15 protein-coding genes are annotated in these 18,355 nt (G+C 63.5%); 14 read left to right on the plus strand and 1 reads right to left on the minus strand.

The features are described 5' to 3' along the window. The 10 genes from waaC (at position 1) to Q8X51_RS21800 (ending at position 10,515) form a co-directional block, all read left to right on the plus strand. On the plus strand, positions 1-1,062 hold the full coding sequence (waaC, locus tag Q8X51_RS21755; RefSeq protein ID WP_027604955.1) for a lipopolysaccharide heptosyltransferase I: 1,062 nt from the start codon (positions 1-3) through the stop codon (positions 1,060-1,062). Further along, on the plus strand, positions 1,062-2,186 hold the full coding sequence (locus tag Q8X51_RS21760) for a glycosyltransferase family 4 protein (protein ID WP_323145873.1): 1,125 nt from the start codon (positions 1,062-1,064) through the stop codon (positions 2,184-2,186). Before waaC ends, Q8X51_RS21760 begins: the two co-directional genes overlap by 1 nt. Further along, positions 2,183-2,989, plus strand: a complete 807-nt coding sequence (gene rfaP, locus Q8X51_RS21765; protein WP_407693571.1) for a lipopolysaccharide core heptose(I) kinase RfaP — start codon at positions 2,183-2,185, stop codon at positions 2,987-2,989. The genes Q8X51_RS21760 and rfaP overlap by 4 nt, the downstream gene beginning before the upstream one ends. Next, positions 2,989-3,723, plus strand: a complete 735-nt coding sequence (locus Q8X51_RS21770; RefSeq protein WP_407693572.1) for a lipopolysaccharide kinase InaA family protein — start codon at positions 2,989-2,991, stop codon at positions 3,721-3,723. The genes rfaP and Q8X51_RS21770 overlap by 1 nt, the downstream gene beginning before the upstream one ends. After that, positions 3,720-4,472, plus strand: a complete 753-nt coding sequence (locus tag Q8X51_RS21775) for a lipopolysaccharide kinase InaA family protein (RefSeq protein WP_065925666.1) — start codon at positions 3,720-3,722, stop codon at positions 4,470-4,472. Before Q8X51_RS21770 ends, Q8X51_RS21775 begins: the two co-directional genes overlap by 4 nt. Further along, entirely contained in the window at positions 4,472-5,914 is a 1,443-nt protein-coding gene (locus Q8X51_RS21780; RefSeq protein ID WP_407693573.1) for a lipopolysaccharide kinase InaA family protein, read from the plus strand. The genes Q8X51_RS21775 and Q8X51_RS21780 overlap by 1 nt, the downstream gene beginning before the upstream one ends. Positions 5,915-6,103: 189 nt before the next feature. After that, complete coding sequence (locus Q8X51_RS21785) at positions 6,104-7,090, plus strand: sugar ABC transporter substrate-binding protein (RefSeq protein ID WP_074848540.1); 987 nt, start codon at positions 6,104-6,106, stop codon at positions 7,088-7,090. After that, entirely contained in the window at positions 7,090-8,613 is a 1,524-nt protein-coding gene (locus tag Q8X51_RS21790; protein ID WP_074848542.1) for a sugar ABC transporter ATP-binding protein, read from the plus strand. Before Q8X51_RS21785 ends, Q8X51_RS21790 begins: the two co-directional genes overlap by 1 nt. Further along, positions 8,606-9,592, plus strand: coding sequence for an ABC transporter permease (locus Q8X51_RS21795; protein WP_407693574.1), 987 nt, complete (start codon positions 8,606-8,608; stop codon positions 9,590-9,592). Before Q8X51_RS21790 ends, Q8X51_RS21795 begins: the two co-directional genes overlap by 8 nt. Then, positions 9,589-10,515, plus strand: a complete 927-nt coding sequence (locus Q8X51_RS21800; protein WP_330215460.1) for an ABC transporter permease — start codon at positions 9,589-9,591, stop codon at positions 10,513-10,515. Before Q8X51_RS21795 ends, Q8X51_RS21800 begins: the two co-directional genes overlap by 4 nt. Positions 10,516-10,798: 283 nt before the next feature. On the opposite strand, the gene Q8X51_RS21805 is transcribed toward Q8X51_RS21800, so the two are convergent. Next, complete coding sequence (locus Q8X51_RS21805; RefSeq protein ID WP_315871272.1) at positions 10,799-12,898, minus strand: TonB-dependent receptor family protein; 2,100 nt, start codon at positions 12,896-12,898, stop codon at positions 10,799-10,801. Positions 12,899-13,175: 277 nt separating this feature from the next. Between Q8X51_RS21805 and Q8X51_RS21810 the strand changes: the two genes are divergently transcribed. The 4 genes from Q8X51_RS21810 to Q8X51_RS21825 are packed head-to-tail and all read left to right on the plus strand — an operon-like array spanning position 13,176 to position 18,337. Then, on the plus strand, positions 13,176-14,933 hold the full coding sequence (locus Q8X51_RS21810; protein WP_027604944.1) for a carbamoyltransferase family protein: 1,758 nt from the start codon (positions 13,176-13,178) through the stop codon (positions 14,931-14,933). Beyond that, positions 14,917-16,047 (plus strand): glycosyltransferase, encoded by a 1,131-nt coding sequence (locus Q8X51_RS21815; RefSeq protein WP_074848550.1) that lies wholly within the window; start codon positions 14,917-14,919, stop codon positions 16,045-16,047. Before Q8X51_RS21810 ends, Q8X51_RS21815 begins: the two co-directional genes overlap by 17 nt. After that, positions 16,047-16,943, plus strand: coding sequence for a GNAT family N-acetyltransferase (locus tag Q8X51_RS21820; RefSeq protein WP_065925658.1), 897 nt, complete (start codon positions 16,047-16,049; stop codon positions 16,941-16,943). The genes Q8X51_RS21815 and Q8X51_RS21820 overlap by 1 nt, the downstream gene beginning before the upstream one ends. Next, positions 16,940-18,337, plus strand: coding sequence for a PIG-L deacetylase family protein (locus Q8X51_RS21825; RefSeq protein ID WP_407693575.1), 1,398 nt, complete (start codon positions 16,940-16,942; stop codon positions 18,335-18,337). Before Q8X51_RS21820 ends, Q8X51_RS21825 begins: the two co-directional genes overlap by 4 nt. The last annotated feature ends 18 nt before the right edge of the window (positions 18,338-18,355 follow it).

An 18,355-nucleotide genomic window follows, 5' to 3' on the forward strand; every position in this document is an offset into this window, starting at 1 on the left:
TTGCGGGTACTGGTAATCAAGACCTCATCCCTGGGCGACGTGATCCATGCCTTGCCGGCACTGACTGACGCGGCACGGGCGATCCCCGGCATTCGCTTCGACTGGGTGGTGGAAGAAGGCTTTGCTGAAATCCCCACCTGGCACCCGGCGGTGGACAAGGTCATCCCGGTGGCGATCCGCCGCTGGCGCAAGAACCTCTGGCAAACCTTCAAGAGCGGCGAGTGGCGGCGCTTCAAGCAGCAAGTCCAGTCGACCAAGTACGATCTGGTGATCGATGCCCAGGGCCTGTTCAAAAGCGCCTGGCTGACCCGCTACGTGCGGGCTCCGGTGGCCGGATTCGACAAACACTCGGCCCGTGAGCCGATTGCGGCGCGCTTCTACTCGCGGCGCCTGGCCGTGGCCCGTGGGCAGCATGCGGTGGAGCGTTTGCGCCAACTGTTCGCCGTGGCCCTCGGCTATGACTTGCCCAAAGGCCTGGGCGACTACGGCCTCAGCACCGAAAAACTGCTCGGCCTGCCGCCGAAAAAGCCCTTCGTCCTGCTGCTGCACGGTACTACCTGGGACACCAAGCATTGGCCCGAGGCCTACTGGCGCGAGTTGGCTGAACGTATGGGCCGCCTGGGCGTGGACGTGAAGTTGCCCTGGGGCAACGCCGCCGAAAAGGCCCGTGCGGAGCGCCTGGCCCAAGGCCTGAACAACGCCGAAGTGCTGCCCAAGCTGAACCTGGCCGGCGTGGCCCGGGTATTGGCCGGCGCCCGCGCCTGTGTGGCGGTGGACACCGGGCTGGGGCATTTGGCGGCGGCGCTGGATGTGCCGACCATTTCCCTGTTCGGCCCCACCAACCCCGGCCTGACCGGCGCCTACGGCAAGGGCCAGATTCACCTGGCCAGCGACTTTGCCTGTGCGCCGTGCCTGCAAAAACAATGTACCTATCAACCGACGGCCGACGACCTGCGTCGGTTCGACATCAAGCGCGAGTCGCCCCTGTGTTTCACGCGCTTGAACCCTGAGCGTGTGGCAACCCGGCTGAGCACGTTGTTACTGGCTGAGGAGCTGCACTGATGCAACTGGCTTTTGTTCTGTACAAATATTTCCCCTTCGGCGGCCTGCAGCGCGACTTCATGCGCATCGCCCTGGAGTGCCAGCGGCGCGGCCATCAGATTCGTGTCTACACGCTGATCTGGGAGGGCGACATTCCGCCCGGCTTCGAAGTGCTGGTGGCGCCGGTCAAGGCGTTCTTCAACCATCGGCGCAACGAGAAGCTCAGCGCCTGGATGGAGGCCGACCTGGCCAAGCGCCCGGTGGACCGCCTGATCGGCTTCAACAAGATGCCCGGCCTGGACGTGTACTACGCCGCCGACGGCTGCTTTGAAGACAAGGCACAAAACCTGCGTCATTCGCTGTACCGCAGTTTTGGCCGCTATCGCCACTTTGCCGAGTACGAGCGCGCGGTGTTTGCCAAGGACGCCAAGACCGAAGTCTTGATGATTTCCGAAGTGCAGCAGCCGCTGTTCATCAAGCATTACGACACGCCGCTGGAGCGCTTCCACCTGCTGCCACCGGGCATTGCCCAGGACCGCCGCGCGCCGCCGAATGCGGCCGAGATTCGTGAGGGGTTCCGCAAGGAGTTCAGCCTGGGCGATGACGACCTGCTGCTGGTGCAAATCGGTTCCGGCTTCAAGACCAAGGGCGTCGATCGCAGCCTGAAAGCGCTGGCCGCATTGCCGGCTGAGCTGAAAAAACGCACGCGCCTGTTTGTAATCGGCCAGGACGACCCCAAGGTATTCCAACTGCAAAGCGCCACCCTCGGGCTGGGCGATAACGTGCAGTTCCTCAAGGGGCGCAGCGATATTCCGCGCTTCCTGCTGGGCGCCGACCTGTTGATCCACCCGGCGTACAACGAAAACACCGGCACCGTGTTGCTCGAAGCCCTGGTGGCCGGGTTGCCGGTGCTGGTCTCGGCCGTGTGTGGTTATGCCCATTACATCGCCGAAGCCGACAGCGGCCTGGTGCTGGACGAGCCGTTTGAACAGGCTCAGTTGAACCGGTACCTGGCGCAGATGTTGACCGATTCTGCACAGCGCGCGGCCTGGGGCCGCAATGGGTTGGCCTTCGCCGAGACGGCCGACCTCTACAGCATGCCGCAGCACGCTGCGGATGTGATTCTGGCGGAGCCAAAACGATGAAGTTGATTCTTGCCGAACCGTTCAAGACGTTATGGGCCGGGCGTGATGCCTTCGCCGAAGTCGAGAAACTGCAAGGCCAGGTATTCCGTGAACTGGCGGCGCGTCGCACGCTGCGCACCGAGGTGGATGGCCGCCCGTATTTCGTCAAAATCCACCGCGGCATCGGCTGGGCGGAAATCTTCAAGAACCTGATCACCGCCAAGCTGCCGGTGCTCGGCGCAGGCCTGGAATGGGATGCCATTCACCGCTTGCAGGCGATCGGCGTACCGACCATGACCGGCGTGGCCTTTGGCGAAAAGGGCAGCAACCCGGCGGACCAGCACTCGTTCATCATCACCGAAGAGCTGGCGCCGACCATCAGCCTTGAAGACCTGGCCGTCAACTGGGTCGCCGAACCGCCCACACCTGCACTGCGCCATGCACTCACGGCCGAACTGGCGCGCATGGTCGGCGACATGCACCGGGGCGGCGTGAATCACCGCGACTGCTACCTGTGCCACTTCCTGCTGGACACGTCCAGGCCGATCGACCCACGCAACATCAAGCTCTCGGTGATCGACCTGCACCGGGCGCAAATGCGCGCCCGTCTGCCGCTGCGCTGGCGCGACAAGGACCTCTCCGCGCTGTATTACTCGGCGTTGGACATCGGCCTGACCCGGCGCGATAAATTGCGCTTCCTCAAGGGCTACTTCCGCCAGCCATTGCGCCAGGTCCTGGCCGAGCAGTCGGCGTCCCTGGGCCTGATGCAGCGCAAGGCCGACAAGCTCTACGCGCGCAAGCAACGTTATGGGGATGCGATCTGATGGCGGGTTGGAACCTGGAGCCTGCCTACGCCGCCCTGGCGGATGATTTTGGAAGCCTCGAAGCGGTATTTGCCCTGCAAGGCGAGCGGCTGACCCGCGACCCGCTGTCGGAAGTGATCCGGGTGGAGCGTGGCGGGGTCAATTACTACGTCAAGCGCTATACCGGTGCCGGCAAGGGCCTGCGGCGCTACCTGGGCAAGCCGCGGGTCAAGTCCGAATGGCAGAACCTCAAGCGCTTCGCCAAGTGGGGCATTCCCACCGCCGATGTGGTCGCCTGGGGCCTGGCGCGCAGCGGCCTGGCCTATGATCGTGGCGCAATGATCACCCGCGAGTTGCCGAGGACCGAAGACCTCTCGGTCCTGGCCGAACGTAAGGATGCGCGCCTGCGCGACCCCAAGTGGGTCAGCGCGGTCAGCCGCCAGCTCGCCGAATACACGCGCACCATGCACGATCATCGCTTTACCCATAACGACTTGAAGTGGCGCAACCTGCTGATCGACGACCAGGCCACCCTGTACCTGATCGATTGCCCCAACGGTGATTTCTGGCGCGGTTTCTGGCTCAAGTACCGCATCACCAAGGACCTGGCCTGCCTGGACAAGGTGGCCAAGTATCACTTGTCGGCCACTCAGCGCCTGCGCTTCTACATGCAGTACCGTGGGTGTCGGCACCTGAGTGAGTCGGACAAACGGCGGATTCGCCACGTAGTGAAGTTTTTCGAGGGACGTGAATGAGTGATTTCCTGGCGGCTGAAGATCGCGCCCTGCTGGAGCGCCACGGCCTCGCGACATTCGACGCCCTGTGGGCCCGGCAACTGGACGCGGTGGACGAGCCGAACACCAGCCGTGGCGGCTGGAGCAGCGTGTTTCGCCTGGAGCTCGACGGCCACGGCTATTACCTCAAGCGCCAGAGCAACTACCTCACGCGCAGCTTGCACCGGCCTTTGGGCGAGCCCAGTTTCTCCCGCGAGTTCCGCAATATCAGCCGTTACCGCAAGCTCGGGATCCCGGCGCTGCAGGCGGCGTTCTACGGCGAGCGCAAAGTCGCCGGTGAGCACCGCGCGATGCTGCTGACCCGTGCCCTGGACGGCTGGAATGACCTGGATTCATTGCTGGAGCAATGGGCGCAACTCAGCGATGCCCAGCACTGCGCGATCCTGCTGGCCTGCGGTCAACTGGCGCGCCGCCTGCACAGCGTCGGCCAGGTGCATGGCTGTTTCTACCCCAAGCATATTTTCCTGCAGGCCACCGGTGACGGCTACGCCGCGCAGTTGATCGACCTGGAGAAAACCCGCCCGCTGCTGTTCGGCTGGCGTGACCGGGTCAAGGACCTGGAACCGTTGTTGCGCCGTGCGCCACAGTGGTCCGACGCCCAGGTGCGTCAACTGCTGGCGGCTTACCTCGATCAGCCCGAAGGCAGCGCACTCGTCACCACCTGGCTGCAACGCCTGACGAAGCGGCGTAGCCACAAGGAGAACCGCTGATGCGCCTGTCCGAGTTGAAAAGCGCCGGTCGCAGGCCGAGCCTGCCCCTCACCATCGACCTGGCGGATGCCGCCGGCCCGGGCCAACTGCAACTGCTGAGCCTGTTGCGGGTATTGCCGGGTGAGCGTTACGTGGGCGCGGCGGTATGGCGCGGGCGTCCGGTGCTGGCCAAGTTATTGGTGGGCGGCAAGGCCGCACGGCATTTCCAGCGTGAACTCAGCGGCGTACGCCTGCTGGCCGAGCAAGGCCTGACCACCCCGCTGTTGCTCGCCGATGGCTTGCAGGACGGCGAGGGCGGCTGGCTGCTGTTCGAGTTTATCGAAGGTGCCGAGAGCCTGGCCGATGCCTGGCACGCCGTTGAAGCGCTACCGCCACTGGCCGAGGAGCAAACCGCCGTGCTGGCCGAGGCCCTGGGTGCGATCGGCCAGATGCATGCCAAGGGCCTGTGGCAGGAAGACCTGCACCTGGACAACCTGCTGCGCCAGGACGGCAAGCTGTACTTGATCGATGGCGCCGGCATTCGTGTGGAGGAGGCGGGCAAGCCACTGTCGCGCAACCGCGTGCTGGAAAACCTCGGGGTGTTTTTCGCCCAGTTGCCGAAAAACCTCGAGCCGTTTACCGAAGAACTGCTGGTGTACTACCTGCTGAGCAACGGCGAGCACGCCTTGCCCCTGCAAGCCCTGGAAAAACAGGTGCGCAAGGTCAGCGCCTGGCGCCTGAAGGACTTGTTGAACAAGGTGGGCCGCGACTGCACGCTGTTCAGTGTGGTGCGTGGCGCCTTTGCCTTGCGTGCGATCCGTCGCGAGGAAGAACCGGCGATGCTGCCGGTGCTGGAGCAGGCGGATGCGTTGCTCGACCAGGGCCACCTGTACAAGACCGGTGGTGCGGCCAGCGTGGCCAAGGTCGACGTAGCCGGCCGGCCCTTGGTGATCAAGCGCTACAACATCAAGGGCGTTGCCCATTGGCTCAAGCGCTTCTGGCGCCCGAGCCGCGCCTGGCATTCCTGGCGCGAAGGCAATCGCCTGGCCTTCCTCGGCATCGCCACGCCCAAGCCGCTGGCCGTCCTGGAAAAGCGTTTTTTCTGGCTGCGCAGCCGCGCTTACCTGGTCACCGAATACCTGCCGGGCCCGGACATCATCGAGCGGTTCGCGCCCTATATCGAACACGGTGACGCGCCGGAAAACGAACTGTTGGCGCTGGACCAGTTGTTCGCCGAGCTGATTCGCGAGCGCATCAGCCATGGCGACTTCAAGGGCCATAACCTGTTCTGGGATAAGGATCGCTGGTCGCTGATCGACCTCGACGCGATGTGCCAACACAGCTCTGCCGCCAGCTTCGCCCCGGCGTATGCCAGGGACCGTGCGCGGTTTATGCGGAACTGGCCTGAGAGTAGTGCGTTGTATCAGCTGATTGATCAGCGTTTGCCGAAGCAACCGACCTGACCGTTCCCGCGCAGGGTGACCGATCAAGAGCTGTTGCCTGAGCAACAGTTATCAGACAGTTGTTGGCCCAGAACGACAGCCCGCCTTAACCCGCAAACGTTACCCCCTTGATTTAATGCAATAAAATCCTGGCACGGGCTCTGCAATGCCTCCTGGTGAACCCTTTCACCGGTCGCAGCGGAGCCCTGTATGCCTTCCAGCCTTTCCTCGCTTTCCCGTTTGATCTGCCTTGGCGCCGTGCTGTTGCTGGGCCATGTCGTCAGTGTCCAGGCCGCCGAGGGCGATGAGGCTGTGCCGTCCCTGGCCGGCAAGCGCATTGCCGTGAGCATGACCGGCACCAGTCACTATTTCGATATCAAGGCGTTCCAGGCCCAGGTCGATGAGATCAAGCGCCTGGGCGGCACGCCGATCACCCTCGATGCCGGGCGTAATGACAAGAACCTGGTGACCCAGCTGCAAACCGTGGTCACCCAGAAACCCGACGCCGTGATCCAGACCCTGGGCACCCTCAGCGTGATCGATCCCTGGCTCAAGCGCATCAGCAAGGCTGGCATCCCGCTCTTCACCATCGATGCACCGTCCCAGTACAGCCTCAACAACACCACCTCCGACAACGTCGCCACCGGCAAGGCGTTGGCCGATCAATTGATCAAGGACGCCGGCGGCAAAGGCAAGATCCTGGTGTTCAACGGTTTCTACGGCGTGCCGGTGTGTGCGATCCGTTATGACCAGTTGAAGCTGGCGCTCAAGGATTACCCCCAGCTGGAAATCATCCAGCCGGAGCTTCGCGACGTGATCCCCAACACCGTGCAGGATGCTTATTCCCAAGTCTCGGCGCTGCTCAACAAGTACCCGGCGGGCAGCGTCTCGGCGATCTGGTCGGCGTGGGACATTCCGCAGTTGGGCGCGAGCAAGGCGCTGATCGATGCCAGGCGCACCGAGATCAAGACTTACGGCGTCGACGGTACGCCGGAAGTGCTGGCGCTGCTCGGCCAGGCAAATTCGCCGGTGGGGGCGGTGGTGGCGCAGCAACCGGCGTTGATCGGCAAGACCGCTGTGCAGAACGTGGCGCGCTACCTTGCAGGGCAACGAGACCTGCCCAAGGAAACCCATGTGGCCACGCTGCTGACCACCGCGGCCAACCTGGACCAGGTTCAGCAACTGCGGGGTGACTGATGCCGGCATTGCACCTGCAACACTTGCATAAACGCTTTGGCGCCACCCTGGCGCTGGATGACGCAAGCCTTAAAGTCGAACGCGGCAGCATCCACGGCCTGGTGGGGGAGAACGGTGCGGGCAAGTCGACCTTGATCAAGATCCTGGCCGGCATCCACAAGGCGGACGCGGGGCAGGTGAGTATCGATGGCCAGTCGTACGCCGCCTTGTCACCGCGTCAGGTGGATGCGCTGGGCGTGCAGTTCATCCATCAGGAGCGTCTGTTGCCCGCCAGTTTTACCGTGGGCGAGGCGCTGTTTTTCGGGCATGAATTGCGGCGCGGGCCCTTTGTGGATCGACGTCGGCAGCAACGTGAAGCCGAGCGCTTGCTGGCGGAATATTTTGATCTGCAATTGCCCGCCGGTGCGCTGGTGAGCGAGCTGAACAGCGCCGAACGCCAGGTGCTGCAAATCACCCGGGCGTTGATTCGCCAGCCGAAGATCCTGGTGTTCGACGAGCCCAGCGTGGCGTTGGTCAAGCGCGAGGTCGACCAGTTGCTGCGCATCGTCAAGCGCCTGCGCGACCAGGGTTTATCCATCCTGTACATCTCCCATTACCTGCAGGAAATCGACAGTCTGTGCGATGAAGTCACGGTGCTGCGCAATGGTCGGGACGTGGCGGTGGTGCAGCCCCGGCATACGTCCAGCGCCGAGATTGCGCGGCTGATGGTCAATCGCGAGGTGCAGGAGATGTACCCCAAGGCCAAGGTTGCACTGGGAGCGCCGCTGTTGCAGGTACGCGGGTTGAGCCTGGCGCGGCGCTATCGGCAGATCGATCTGGACGTGCGGCGCGGAGAAATCGTCGGCCTGACCGGGCTGGTCGGCTCGGGAGCCAAGGAGTTGTTCAAGACACTCTTCGGTGTCGAGCGCGCCGACAGCGGCAGTGTGCATCTGGACGGGCGTTTGCTGCGCCTGCGTTCGCCGGCCCAGGCGATTGCCGAGGGCATTGCGCTGGTGCCGGAAGAGCGGCGCAGCCAGGGGATTTCGCCAGTGCTTTCGGTGCTGGAAAACCTGACGCTGGCGGGGCTCGGGCGGTTCAGCCGCTGGGGCTTGTTGAGCCGCCGCAAGGAGCAGGCGGAAAGCCTGCGGCTGATCGACGAATTGGCGATCAAGGCGCCTGGGCCCCAAGTGGCGGTCAGCCAGCTCAGTGGTGGCAACCAGCAGAAGGTCGCCCTGGGGAAATGGCTGAGCCGCCGCTCGGCGGTGTACCTGTTGGATGAGCCCTGTGTGGGCGTGGATGTGGGTGCCAAAGTAGAGATATATCGCTTGATCGGACGCTTGGTGGAAGAGGGCGCGGCGGTGCTGGTGTTGTCGTCGGATTTGCCGGAGTTGTTGGGGATCAGTGACCGAATCCTGGTGCTGCATCGGGGTGAGATCGCCGGTGAATTCCGTGCCGGGGAGGCGGACAGCGATCAGTTGCTGGCCTGTGCGACGGGAGCCGTGGCTGCGGCGGCTTTAAGCGCTCGAGAGGTGGAACATGCTTGAAGCGGCGACGCCTGGGTTATCGCAGCGATTGTGGGTGCTGGTGCTGCGCCGTGGGTCGGTGGGGGTTTTTGTGGCGATCCTGCTGGGGTTTGCCGTGGCTGCGCCGAATTTTCTGTCGGTGGGTAATCTGGCCAATGTGTTCAGCCAGTCGGCGATCCTCGGCGTGCTGGCCTTCGGGCTCACCTGCGTGATTATCGGCGGCGGTTCGAACGTGGTGGCTGGAGGGCTGGACCTGTCGCTGGCGGCCAACCTGGGCTTGTGCGCGGCGGTATTCAGCCGCCTCAATAATGCCGGCCTGGATCTCGGGTTGACGTTGCTGCTGACCCTGGGCTGCGGTTCGGCGGTCGGCTTGCTGAATGGGCTGGCCGTGGTGGTGCTGCGTTTGCCGCCGTTGCTGGCGACCCTGGCGAGCATGAATGTACTGGCCGGGCTGGAGTTGGTGCTGACGGAGAACACGGTGGTCTCCACGGACTCGCCGCTGTTGGACCTGCTCAGTGGCGGCGCCTGGTTGGGCGTACCGGCCCTGGCCTGGGTGCTGCTGGTGACGGCGGGCGTGCTGACGCTGCTGATTCAGCACTCGGCCTATGGGCTGCGCCTGCATGCGGTGGGCGAATACCCCCAGGCGGCCGAAGCGGCGGGCATTGGAGTGCCCGTCTACGTGTTGTCGAGCTATCTGCTGTCCGGTCTATGTGCCGCGGTGGCTGCGCTGTGTTCGGCGGCATTCTTCAGCGGCAGCACCACCGGCTCCGGCGACATGCTGCTGTCGGTGGTGGCGATCGCCTTTCTCGGTGTGGTGTTTTCCCGCCGGTTGGTGGCGAGCATTCCGGGGACTTTGCTGGCAGCGCTGTTGATCGGTTTTCTGATCAATGGCTTTCAACTGCTTAACCTCTCCAGCTTCTGGGTCAATGGTGTGCAGGGCGTGTTGATCCTGCTGGTCGTCGCAGCCTCCAGTGCAGTGAACCAAGGGGCGACGGCATGAACGCACGCGCAGTATTGCCGCTGACATTGCCACTGGTGTTCACCCTGATTGTCGTGGTGTTTGCGCTGCAAGCGCCGGGCTTCCTCAGTGCTGGCAACCTGCAAAGCCTGGTGCTGAACAACTTCGTGCTGCTGGCGATTGTCGCCATCGGCATGACCTACGCGGTGGCGGCCGGTGGCATCGACCTGTCGGTGGGCACGGCGCTGGACTTTGCCAGTTTCAGCTTTGTGGTGCTGCTCAATGGCGGCCATGGCTGGGCGGTGGCGGCCACGGGCGCGCTGGCGGCGGCGCTGCTGGTGGGGCTGGTCAATGCCGGCCTGATTGCCGGGCTGCGCATCAGTCCGTTCCTGGCCACCCTTGGCACGTTGTTTATCGGCACCAGCGCCCAGCAACTGCTCTCGGACGGCGGCCAGCCGATCTATATCAGCCAAGGCTTGAAGCCTGAACTCATGGGGCTGACACCGCTGCTGGTGGTAGTGGGGCTGGCGCTGTTCTACGGCCTGGCCCTGGCGCGCGGACGCCTGGGCCGTGAGTTGCTGGCCCAGGGCACCCAGCCGCTGCTGGCGTATTACTCGGGGTTATCGGTGCGGCGCATCGTCACCATCGTGGCCCTGGCAACCGCCCTGGCCTGTGGGGTGGCCGGCGTGTTGCTCAGCTCGACAGTCAGCGCCTATGTGCCGCTGTCCGGTAACGCGTTTTTGCTCAATGCGATTGGCGCGGTGTTTATCGGCACCACCTTGAGTCGACAGGGACGGGCGAATGTTCCGGGGACCCTGCTGGGCGTGTTGTTTATCAACGTGATCGCCAACGGGCTGCTGCTGATCGGCTGGAATTTCTACTGGCAGCAGGTGGCGACCGGGGTGCTGATCTTTATCGTGCTGAGCTTCAGTTTCGCCAGTCGGCGGATGCTGGAGCGCGTCTAGTGTTGCACCCCAAAGCTGGACTCCATCCGACGCTTGGGGGCATGAGCAAACTCCCCTTAGGGCATAAACAATTTCAGGCGACCGCATTCCGGTGGTGAGCGGGCTTGTCCCGCGTCGGGTGCGAAGCGCCCCCTGATGAAGACGAATGCGGGGTATCAGGTACTCCTCTGCGCCCGGTTTTGGGGCTGCTGCGCAGCCCGACGCGGGACAAGCCCGCTCGCCACAGGGGTTCCGGTTTGCTGCGCGACAGCGCGGGGCCTCCCACATTGAAGGTGTGGTGCGTTCAGAATTGATACTCGGCACCCGCCCCGGCATACCAGGAGCGCCCAGGCGCCGCTTCGTAGTAGCGGCCATTGCCGTCGCCGACGATCACCGAACCGACGTACTGGCGGTCCAGCAGGTTATCCAGGCGCAGGGTCTGGTGGAAGGTCCAGTGTTCGACCTTCTGCTCGAACCGTGCGCGCCAGTTGAACACGCTGTAGCCCGGCGCGGCGTGTTGGCTGTTGGTGTCTTCGACGTAGACCTTGCTGCGGTACAGGCCTTCGACTGCGGTACTGACCCAGTCCCGGGGTTTCCAGTTCAGCTCGGCGAACAGCGTGGTTTGCGGCACTCCGGGGAGGTAGTTGCCTTTGTCGACGGCAGTTGTGCCGCTGGTGAAGTCGCTGTCATAGGTGGCTTGCAGGCGCGTGTAGGCGAGGTTAGTGCTCCAGTGTTCGGCGAGTTGGCTTTCGATGCCCAGTTCGAAGCCGCGACGCAGGGTGCGGCCGGCGTTTTGGTAAGTGGTGCGCCCTCCGCTGGATTGCTGCACTACCAGTTCGTCCTCGGTGGTGATCTGAAAGAGGGCCGCATTCACGCGGGTGTCCTGGCCAATGCGAGCTTTCAGGCCAACTTCATACTGTTGGCTGACCGATGGCTTGAGCGCAAAGTTGAAGCCGTTCGCCGTGCTGGAATACGCGGACTCGGCCTGGGTTGGGGTTTCGAAACCTTTGCCCGCGCTTACATAACCGTGCAAGTCAGGTGTGAAGGCGTACATGACGCTGATCGACGGCGTGTTCTTCTGGTAGGTCTTGCTGCCGCTGTCGTTGCCGTCGCTGAGGAAGTGATCGTCTACGTCCATTTCCATGGTGCTGTGGCGCAGGCCGGCTTGCAGGGTCCAGTCACCCAGCAGCCAGTTGGCTTGCACGAACGGGTCGAGGCTGGTGGCGGTATCGATTTCATCGCGGCCCAAGGCCCCTTTGACACCATGCACCCCATTGACGGTGTTGGAATAACCTTGGCGATCATCCTGGCTGCGGTCGTAGTCGAGGCCGGTGATCAGGGTCAGCTCGCCGGGTGCGCTGGTGATAGGTTGCAACCAATGGAGGGAGCCGCCATAGAACTTGCGGTCGAAAGCTACCACACCGCCGCGAGCGTTAGCCGGATTGGCGGCGCCACTGCCGAACCTGTCCGGGATCGACAGATACTGAACCACACTACGCCGCCCGGTATACCCGTTCACCTGCAGCGTCGCATCGCCGAAGTACCGTTCATAATTCATGCCCAATTGCTGATGATCGATACTTTTGCGCGTGTTGTACGTCAGCGCATTGCTGCTCACCGAACGCGGGTCGGCCTTGTAGGCGTCCCAGGTTTGCCCCAGTGGATCCTGGGTACCGTTCTGCTCCAGGTTGCTGTAGATCAGCGCCAGCTTGCTGTCGTCATCCGGTTGGACATTGAGCTTGGCGAAGGTCTGGTCGCGACGGGCGCTGCTGTGGTCGCGGTAGCCGTTGGTATCCATGCGCGAGGCGTCGAGTACAAAGCCTGCGCCGTTCGCCGCGCCTTCGGCGCTCAGGTGGTTCTTGTTCAGGCCGTCGCTGCCCACCAGGGTTTCGGCGCCGATGCGTGGCGGGCCTTCGCCATCGCGGGAAAACATCTGGATCACGCCGCCGGCATTGCTGCCATACAGGGTGGCGGCCGGGCCGCGCAGCACTTCGATACGCTCGGCGGTGTCGAGGTTGAACGTGGCGGCCTGGCCCTGGCCGTCCGGGGTGCTGGCGGGGATGCCGTCGGCGATCAGCTTGATGCCGCGCACACCGAAGGCCGAGCGGGCGCCGAAGCCACGGGAGGAAATCTGCAGGTCCTGGGCATAGTTCTGGCGGTTCTGCACCACCAGGCCGGGCACGCGGGCCAGGGCTTCGGAGGCGTTGATGCCCAATTGGCCGTCGCTGATCTGCTCGCGACTGATGCCGTCCACCGAGTAGGGCAGGTCGAAGGTCGGGCTGGCGCTGCGCGAGCCGGTGACGACGCTGGGGTCGAGGATCAGCGCGGGGTCATCAGCCTGGGCGACGCCGCACAGGGCGAGCAGGCCGGGCAGCAACAGGTTGAAGCGAGCGAGAGGGGTCATGAGTCAGCCGGAATCCGTGGCGCTTAGGGTGTAAACGCGCAAAAGGGCGCGAGTTTAGTGACTGGGAAGATTTTTATCATTCAGGAATTCGGCTACGCGACCCATCAGCGCGCTCGCACTGCACACACGGCGATGGTGCAGGCGACTCTTGCCGCTAACAGCTTCCCACTGCTTTTGAGCTATAATCCCGCCCTTTAGCTGTTTCCTGCCCAGGCGGGAAGCACACTTTTTTCAGGCGCAACCCGCCTGCATGCAGACTAAAAGAGGCTAGACCCCTGTGGCATTGACGATTCTTGGCCTGTCCGGCGCCCTTAGCCATGATCCTTCCGCAGCCTTGTATATCGACGGCAAGCTGATCGCGGCCGCCGAAGAAGAGCGCTTCGTACGCGACAAACATGCAAAGAACCGCATGCCCTACGAGTCGGCGAAGTTCTGCCTGGAACAGGCCGGCATCAAGCCTTCCGACGTTGATGTGGTGGCGATCCCGTTCGCCCCGATCAGCCTGTTCGGCGAGGCGCGCTGGCACTACGCCAAGCGTTACTGGTACGCCCCGGACCGCGCACTTGACGCGATCCTGATGGGCAACCGTCGCTACAAGCGCTATCGCAACAAGATCGTCTGGTGCCTGGAGCAACTGGGCTTCGACCCGAAGAAAATCAAGATCGAACCGGTTGAACACCACCTGGCCCACGCGTCCAGCGCCTACCACTGCTCCGGCTTCCAGGAGAAGACCGCGATCCTCGGCATCGACGGCAAGGGTGAGTACGCCACCACGTTCTTCGGCTACGGCGAAAACGGCAAGATCCACAAGATCAAGGAATTCTACGATCCGGACTCCCTCGGCGGCCTGTACGGCGCGATCACCGAGTTCCTCGGTTTCGAGATGCTCGACGGCGAGTTCAAGGTCATGGGCATGGCGCCGTACGGCGATGCCAGCAAGTACGACTTCTCGCGCCTGGCCTCGTTTGAAAACGGCGAGCTGGTGATCAACACCGACTACGCCAACGTCATTGGCCTGCGCCGTTATAAAGAGAAGGGCAAGGGCTTCTACTTCTCGCCGAAACTGATCGAGTGGCTGGGCCCCAAGCGCGAAGGCGACATCGCCGACGAGCCGTACATTCACTACGCCGCCAGCATGCAGGCGCTGTTTGAAAAGCTGGCCTTGCAGATGATCGACCATTACCTGGGCGATATCCTCAAGGACACCGGCAAGCTGGCCTTCGCCGGCGGCTGCGCGCTGAACGTCAAGCTGAACCAGAAGATCATTGCCCGTGACGACGTGAAAGAGCTGTTCGTGCAGCCGGCGTCCGGCGATGCCGGCACCGCCGTCGGTGCCGCCGCCTACGTGTCCCACGCCCGTGGTGTACCGGTGGAGAAGATGGAACACGTCTACCTCGGCCCGTCCTACAGCAACGAAGACGTGATCGCCGCCTGCGCCAAGCACGAGAGCAAGCCGAACTGGCGCAGGATCGAGAACATGCCCAAGCGCATTGCCAAGATCATGGTCGACGGCAACCCGGTGGCCTGGTTCCAGGGCCGCATGGAGTTTGGCCCGCGTGCCTTGGGCGGTCGTTCGATCATCGGTTGCCCAAGTGCGACCGGCGTGGCCGACCGTATCAACCACCAGATCAAGTTCCGCGAGCGCTGGAGGCCTTTCTGCCCGTCGATGCTCGACACCGTGGCCCCGCAGATGATCAAGGTCGATCACCCGGCGCCGTTCATGACCTTCACCTTTGAAGTGTCGGAAGAGTGGAAGACCCGCGTGCCGGAAGTGGTGCATGAAGACGGCACCTCCCGCGCCCAGGTGCTCAAGCGCGAATACAACCCGCGCTACTACGACATGATGAAAGAGCTGGAAGTACTGACCGGCAACGGCGTGTCCCTGAACACCTCGCTCAACCGTCGTGGCGAAGCGATGATCTGCTCGCCGACCGACGCGCTGAACATGTTCTTCGGCTCTGACCTGCAGTACCTGATCATGGAAGACATCCTGGTCGTCAAGGACGGCGTGGACCCTTATGACGCGCTCGGCTGAACGCCACGTCCTGCAGTTCTGCCATGGCTATGACGGGCCATTCCTGGACTGCGCGCGGCAGTACGCCAGTTTGTTCGCAGGCTCCGGCTACAAGGTGACCACGGTGTTTCTCACGGGGGTCGCCGACCCGCACGTGGCCGCCGGTTGTGCGTCCGATGAAGTGTTGTTCATGGAATTCAGCTCCAAGGCCATTCGTGGCCTGAAGCTGGGTGCCATTCGTGAACTGCGCAAGATCGCCGCGTCGCGCAACTTCAGTTTTTGTATCGCGCACCGTTTCAAGCCGATCTACATCGCCTTGCTCGGCACACGGCTGCCGGTGATTGGCGTGCATCACGCCTTTGGGGATTACCAGCGTCGCAGTCGCAGGCTGTTTGCCGGGATCTTCCGCAAGCGCCTGAGCCTGCTGGGGGTTTCCGACGCGGTGCGTGACGATATGCGCCGTTGCCTGCCGACCTGGCCGGCGGCACGCATCCAGACGTTGTACAACCGCATCGACGTCGACGCCTTGCAGGCCACACAGGTGCCTGCACATGAGGCGCGCGACGCGTTGGGGTTGTCGCCGGACGAATGGGTGGTCGGCAATGTCGGCCGCCTGCACCCGGACAAGGACCAGGCCACACTGCTCAAGGGCTTTGCCCAGGCGCTGGCGCACTTGCCGGCCGAAAGCCGCCTGGCGATCCTCGGCAGCGGGCGCCTGGAGCAGGACCTCAAGGCCCTCGCACGGGAGCTGGGCATTGCCGACAAGGTGCTGTTCCTCGGCCAGGTGCCGGATGCGCGTCGGTACTTCCGGGCATTCGATGTGTTTGCCCTGAGCTCCGACCATGAACCCTTTGGCATGGTGCTGCTGGAAGCCATGGCGGCCGGCGTCCCGTTGCTGGCCACGGCCTGTGGCGGTGCGAAGGAGGTGGTCGAGGGCGTGGGTATCCTGTTTCCCTTCGGCGATGCCGAACACCTTGCCCAGGGGCTGCGGCATCTGGCAGCAATGGATCAACACCAGCAACGGCAGTGCGCCGAAATGATGCTGGAGCGCCTGCGCGAGCGTTTCTCGGATCAGGCGGTACGCGATACCTTCTGGCAATTGCCACACGTTATTGAACTGACCGCGGGGGCTTGATGCTCAATCGATTCCAAGGCTGGCGCGAGCGTGGCTGGTCCGTCGTCGATGCGCCGGTCTACAGCGATGCCTGGCAGCGTTTTGGCGGCAGTGTCGCGACCCACCCACAAGTGATCGAACGTCTGGCCGGGCTGGCCGACATCCCGGTGCGTTACCTGGCCTGGGAGCAGGGCGGCGAGCTTCAAGCCTGCATCGCGACCTGGGGGCGCGACCTGGCCTTGTCCAAGGATGTGCTCAAGCAGCGCGGCAAAAAAGGCCTGTTCGACCTGGGCAACGCCGAGTTGATCCTGCCCGCCGCGCCTGCAGCCCAGGCGCCCTTGCGGCACCGTGCACGCTATTTGTCGGCCCTGAATGAAGGCCGTTTCAGCGGCCTCAAGCCCCAGGCCGAACAGTTGGCCATGGCCCGCACCCCGGAAGAACTGTCGAAGAAATTTCGCTACAACCAGCGTCGCGAACTGCGCTTGCTCGAAGAGGCCGGTGGGGTGGTGCGACCGGTGAGCGAGTTTTCCAGCGAGGAGCTGGCGGCGATCTACTGCGACCTGTTCCTGCGTCGCTGGGGCTTTGTCGCCACCGGCGCCGAACGCATGGCCGAGGTGATCGAGCTGCTGCGCGAATGGCTGATCGGTTCGGTGATCTTCCTCAATGATGCGCCCATCGCGGTCCAGTTGGTGTACCGGGTCGAGTCGCCGGAGTGGATCAGCGTGGAGTACGTCAACGGTGGCGTCGACCCTGAAACCCGGGCGTTCAGCCCGGGGAGTGTCCTGAGCTTCCTCAATACCCAGGGCGCCTGGGAACAGGCACGTGAAGTCGGCAAGCCGCTGCGTTTCTCCTTCGGGCGTGCCGACCGCGAGTACAAGGACCGTTGGTGCAACCCTGTGCCGGTGCTGACCGTATGAGCCGCAAACAGCAATTGCTCAAGCGCCATCGGCGCAACAAACGGGTCGGCTTGCTGATCGGCTTGCTGCTGCTGGTGGTGATTGGTATCTGGGTGGCGTGGTGGCTGCCGTTGGCGCTCGGTGTGCTGGCCTGGATCGCCCACGAGGCATGGTTTGCCGACCATCTGTTTTATGCGCCCAACGAAGACTACCGATACCGGTTTTCGACGGATGCCGAGGTGGCCGGGGTTCGCTTCGACGGTGACCGGCTGCGGGTGGATTCGCCGCTGCAAGCCGAGGCGACCCTGGTATTGGCTATCAAGGTCAAGAGTGGTTGGTTGGGACGTTTCCTGGATCCGGCCATTGAGATTCTGGGCGGCGGGAGCACTGACCGACAGGCCTTCGAGCGAGGGGTGAATGGCGTTCGCTACCTGAACCTCAGTGGCTGGGCGCCGGCCCTGATGTCCGGTGAGTTGCGTTTACGCGGGCGCTTTTGCAGCCTGCAGGGCGCTCCTCGGCTGTGGGCCTGGGGTACGCCGGATTATTCGGCGCAGCGGGTCATGGTTATCGCGCCTCATGCCGACGATGCCGAATTGGCTGCCTTCGGCCTTTACAGCCAGGCCGAAAAGCCGTGGATCGTGACCCTTACCGCCGGTGAAATCGAAGCCGAGCACTATCAACGCATGGGCCTGGATCCGGTCGAGGCCGCGCGGACCAAAGGGCGCCTGCGTGCCTGGGACAGCATTGCCGTGCCGCTTTGGGCCGGCGTACCACAGGCACACTGTGTGCAGCTGGGTTACTTCTGCCTGCAACTGCCGGCGATGCGCGCTGCGCCTGATCAGCCGATCGCTTCGCGCGAGGCCGACCTGTCGGATACCCGCCTGTTCCGCCAATTCAACCCTTTCCCGTTGCCGGCGGATGCCGATGGCCTGCCGACCTGGCAAAACCTGCTCGCCGATCTGCGTCAGTTGCTGCTGACCGCACGCCCTGAAGTGATCGTCTTGCCCCATCCGGTCCTGGATCCTCATCCGGACCACATCTGTGCGCAGCAAGCGGTGATCGAAGCCTTGCAAGGTTTGGAGTGGCAGCCGACCACCGTGCTCGGCTACGCCAACCACCTGCATGACAACGACCGCTGGCCCATGGGCGACGCGGGCACCGGTATTGCCTTGCCGCCGCTGTTCGATGACGCGCTGGAACTGTGGCCGTGCAGCCTGTCGCTGTCGCCGGCCCGGCAGCGCGACAAGGCCATGGCGCTGGGCATGATGCATGACCTGCAACCCGCCCCGCCGTTCAAGCGTCGTGTGCGGCGCTGGCTGCAACGGGTCTTGGCGGGACGGGCGCGGTCGCCTTATGGTGAGAACGAGTTTTTCCGCAAGGCCGTACGACGGCATGAGTTGTTCTGGCGTTTGTGACGGCAGTTGTGAAAGGGA

It is taken from the genome of Pseudomonas sp. Yb2C2 (genome assembly GCF_052112325.1).
Lineage (GTDB): Bacteria > Pseudomonadota > Gammaproteobacteria > Pseudomonadales > Pseudomonadaceae > Aquipseudomonas > Aquipseudomonas marginalis.